The following is a 4,063-nucleotide window of genomic DNA, read 5'->3' on the forward strand; positions in this document are numbered from 1 at the left end:
AAACGCAGACCGTCTTCCATTGCGATGGTCTTGATCAGAGTGACAGTCATCTGGATGTTGTCACCTGGCATTACCATTTCAACGCCTTCCGGCAGTTCGCAGTTACCGGTCACGTCAGTGGTACGGAAGTAGAACTGAGGACGGTAGCCCTTGAAGAACGGAGTGTGACGGCCGCCTTCTTCCTTCGACAGGACGTAGACTTCTGCGGTGAACTTGGTATGCGGCTTGACCGAACCTGGCTTGACCAGAACCTGGCCACGCTCAACGTCGTCACGCTTGGTACCACGCAGCAGAACGCCGCAGTTCTCGCCAGCACGACCTTCGTCCAGCAGCTTGCGGAACATCTCAACACCGGTGCAGGTGGTGGTCGTGGTGTCACGCAGACCAACGATTTCCAGGGCGTCTTGAACGCGGACGATACCACGCTCGATACGACCGGTAACAACGGTACCACGGCCCGAGATCGAGAATACGTCTTCGATCGGCATCAGGAACGGCTGGTCGATGGCACGAACTGGCTCAGGGATGTAGGCATCCAGAGTTTCTACCAGCTTCTTGACAGCGGTAGTGCCCATTTCGTTGTCATCTTTGCCTTCCAGCGCCATACGAGCCGAACCAATGATGATCGGGGTGTCGTCGCCTGGGAAGTCGTAGGTGGACAGCAGGTCGCGAACTTCCATCTCGACCAGTTCCAGCAGCTCAGCGTCGTCTACCAGGTCAGCCTTGTTCAGGAAGACCACGATGTACGGAACGCCAACCTGACGGGACAGCAGGATGTGCTCACGAGTCTGTGGCATCGGACCATCGGCGGCCGAGCAAACCAGGATCGCGCCATCCATCTGGGCAGCACCGGTGATCATGTTCTTCACGTAGTCAGCGTGACCTGGGCAGTCAACGTGAGCGTAGTGACGAATGTTCGAGTTGTACTCGACGTGCGCGGTGTTGATGGTGATACCGCGGGCTTTTTCTTCCGGAGCCGAGTCGATCTTGTCGAACTCAACGACGGCCGAACCGAAAACTTCGGAGCAAACGCGGGTCAGCGCTGCAGTCAGAGTGGTCTTACCGTGGTCAACGTGGCCGATAGTGCCGACGTTAACGTGAGGTAGCGAACGATCAAACTTTTCCTTAGCCATCGATACAGTCCTCCGCAGAAGAAATAGTCATACCGCTGATAAAACAAAGGCAGATATTTTCATATCTGCCTTGTTTATATGGAGCTCTTGAGCGGATTTGAACCGCTGACCTCACCCTTACCAAGGGTGTGCTCTACCAACTGAGCTACAAGAGCGAAACACTTTGTGCAACAACAGCAAACTTGGAGCGGGTAGCGGGAATCGAACCCGCATCATCAGCTTGGAAGGCTGAGGTTCTACCACTAAACTATACCCGCGGAGCTTGCGGCTCTCGCTAAAACTGGTGGAGGGAGAAGGATTCGAACCTTCGAAGCTCTCGCAACGGATTTACAGTCCGTCCCCTTTGGCCGCTCGGGAATCCCTCCAGATGTGGCCGGCATTCTATTTGGCTGCCGCCCCAGTGTCAAGCGTTTTTTCAAATTTTTTCAATCAAATCTGAAACTTAGCTACTTTGACACTGCCTCCAGATCTACCACCCAAGTGATGTTCCCTGTGAAGCGGGCGCCATTCTATCAAGCTATTCGGCAGTTGCAATACCCTCGCACAAAATAATTTTGTGTTTTAAGTCTTTGAAATCCTTGGAAAGAGTCGAGAGCACAGCCGGGTCCAGCAAACGCTCGCTTTCTGGGGCAACCTTGAGCCAGAGCCCCTCGGCACCCGGTAGCTGACCAACCACTGGCAGGGCAGCGATATCCAGACTGACCAGCCGCTGACGCAAGGCCTCGAGCTGCTCGGGCGCAGCCATCCCCCCAACCACCAGGCATTCGTCACGGCGCCGGGCGGGCGCCGCAACTCCGGTTTCGCGCAACAGGCGGATTTCCTGCTGGGAACCTTTGTACAACGCCAACGGGGCGACTTCCTTGACCTTCAGGGGAGCTTCCTGCTGATGCCACACGTAATAAAAGACGTTGAGCACAACCAACAGCAGAAACAACCAGCGCATAGTCAGTCACCTCAATTCAATGGACAGGCCATGGCCAAACCGACGAATACCAGGTCCGGCACGATCCGAGCCTTCGGCGCCGCCTCCTGCACCAAGGGCGCATCCCCACCGGTCAGAAAGACAGTGAAGTCCTCACCCCACATCGCCCTGGCCTGCTCGATCTGGGTACGGGCGAAGCCCTGGAGCATCAGCACACAACCACGCTCGACCGCCTCGACGGTCGAGCGCCCCGGTGCCAGGCTGTTCAGGGCACGCTCGGCCGACGCATCGTCATAGCGAATACGCCGGGTATGGGTACGCAACTGGCTACGCATCAGCGGCATGCCCGGGCAGATGTAGCCACCCAGGTGCTCACCATTGGCCGCGACGAAATCGGCCTTGGCCGCGGTGCCGAAATCGATGACCAGGCAAGCACGCCTGGCCAGGTGATAGGCGCCCAGCGCACCCAGCCAGCGGTCCATGCCCAGGCGCTGATAATCGTCATAGCCATTGCGCACGCCGGCCATTTCCTGCACAGGCTGGGCCACGTTTACCGCGACCCCGAACGAGGCCTGGATCAGCGCGCACAGCGATGAAGTTTCTTCTTCACTGCGTACACTGACCATGCGGCAACCAGTCAGACTCAGGCTCGAGAGCCCTGCGACAGCTGCGACCAATGCCTGATCGGAGTCCACGATGCCACCACCGTTGATGGTGGCGTCGGCGGCATGGATGACGCGCCACTTGATAAAGCTGTTTCCACAATCGAGCTCAAGAATCATCACGCAACCTCAGGCTCAGCTCGCCGCCGCTGAAGCTCTTCTCCACACCATCGACCTCGAGACGCAAGCCGCCCTGCCCATCCACCCCCAGCGCGACGCCTTCGATACGTGAAGTGCCCGCGACAAGCGAAACTTTACGCCCCTGCCACAGATGCGCCTGCTCCCATTCCTCCTGGAACGCAGCGAAACCATAGCGACGATGGCGACCAAGTTCGTGTTGCAACTGCTGGCTGAGCACCGCCACCAGGCGGTTGCGATCCACCAGCTGCCCAGCTTCGCTGCGCATCGAGGCCCATTGCTGATCGATCTGTTCGTTGCCCTGCATGTTTACATTGATACCAATACCCAGCACCACATGGCAGACGTCTGCAGGGTCCCCGACCAGCTCCAGGAGTATTCCGGTGATCTTGCGCCCGCCGGCAAGGACATCATTGGGCCACTTGAGTCCCACATCCTTCAGCCCGAACGCCTGCAGTGTACGCATTACCGCCAGGCCGACCACCAGGCTCAAGCCCTCGAGCTGACGCAGACCGCCATCGATGCGCAATACCAGGCTGTAATAGAGGTTTTCGGCAAAAGGACTGACCCACGGGCGCCCGCGACGACCGCGACCTGCACTCTGGCGCTCGGCCAGCACCAGAAACGGTGCAGCCTGCCCTTGCGCGACCAGCCTAAGCCCTTCGGCATTGGTGGAGTCGATGGTTTCGTGTATGAACACCGGCCATGGCTCGCCCTGGGAGAACCTGGCGATCGCCTGCGCTTCGAGCAGGTTCAACGGCGCCGCCAGCTGATAGCCGCGGCCACGGACCTTGTGAATGGTCAGGTTCAGTTCGCTCTCCAGGTGCTGCAGCTGCTTCCAAACGGCGCTGCGACTCACCCCAAGGGCGGCCCCCAGGGCTTCTCCGGAATGGAACCGGCCATCCTTGAGGAGGTTCAACAACTTCAGCATGCCAATCTCGACTCGGAATAAGGCTGGCATGATAGCCACGCCCCGAGGGCTTGCATAGGAAAAGGGCTACCGTTGCCACTGCAGACGACGAGCTCCTACAAGGGAGGGCGTTAACTTGCCAACAGCGCAAAAGACAAAACCCCTACCTGCTCGCGCAGATAGGGGTTTTGCGAAATGAATCTTGACGATGACCTACTCTCACATGGGGAAACCCCACACTACCATCGGCGATGCATCGTTTCACTGCTGAGTTCGGGATGGGATCAGGTGGTTCCAA

At 58.2% G+C, this 4,063-nt stretch carries 4 protein-coding genes, 3 tRNA genes and 1 rRNA gene; all 8 read right to left on the bottom strand.

Going from position 1 to position 4,063, the window contains the following annotated elements:
* On the bottom strand, window positions 1-1,133 hold a 1,133-nt coding region (tuf, locus tag ABZO33_RS26690), incomplete at its 3' end, for an elongation factor Tu (RefSeq protein WP_414538489.1).
* Between the two features lie 79 nt (window positions 1,134-1,212).
* Window positions 1,213-1,288 (bottom strand) — tRNA-Thr (locus tag ABZO33_RS26695).
* A gap of 28 nt (window positions 1,289-1,316) precedes the next feature.
* Window positions 1,317-1,390: transfer RNA gene (locus ABZO33_RS26700), tRNA-Gly, on the bottom strand.
* A 24-nt stretch (window positions 1,391-1,414) separates the two neighbouring features.
* A tRNA-Tyr gene (locus ABZO33_RS26705) sits at window positions 1,415-1,498 on the bottom strand.
* 152 nt (window positions 1,499-1,650) lie between these two features.
* Window positions 1,651-2,076 carry a hypothetical protein gene (locus tag ABZO33_RS26710; protein WP_414538490.1) on the bottom strand — a complete coding sequence of 142 codons (426 nt, stop codon included), beginning with the start codon at window positions 2,074-2,076 and terminating at the stop codon, window positions 1,651-1,653.
* Between the two features lie 11 nt (window positions 2,077-2,087).
* Window positions 2,088-2,837: a pantothenate kinase gene (locus ABZO33_RS26715; RefSeq protein WP_414538491.1), complete on the bottom strand. Its 750-nt coding sequence runs from the start codon at window positions 2,835-2,837 to the stop codon at window positions 2,088-2,090.
* On the bottom strand, window positions 2,827-3,786 hold the full coding sequence (gene birA / locus ABZO33_RS26720; protein WP_414538492.1) for a bifunctional biotin--[acetyl-CoA-carboxylase] ligase/biotin operon repressor BirA: 960 nt from the start codon (window positions 3,784-3,786) through the stop codon (window positions 2,827-2,829). Before birA ends, ABZO33_RS26715 begins: the two co-directional genes overlap by 11 nt.
* Before the next feature lie 179 nt (window positions 3,787-3,965).
* Window positions 3,966-4,063: ribosomal RNA gene (gene rrf / locus ABZO33_RS26725) — 5S ribosomal RNA — on the bottom strand; the annotation flags it as partial.

The organism is Pseudomonas sp. CAM1A (assembly GCF_047501685.1).
Classification (GTDB): domain Bacteria; phylum Pseudomonadota; class Gammaproteobacteria; order Pseudomonadales; family Pseudomonadaceae; genus Aquipseudomonas.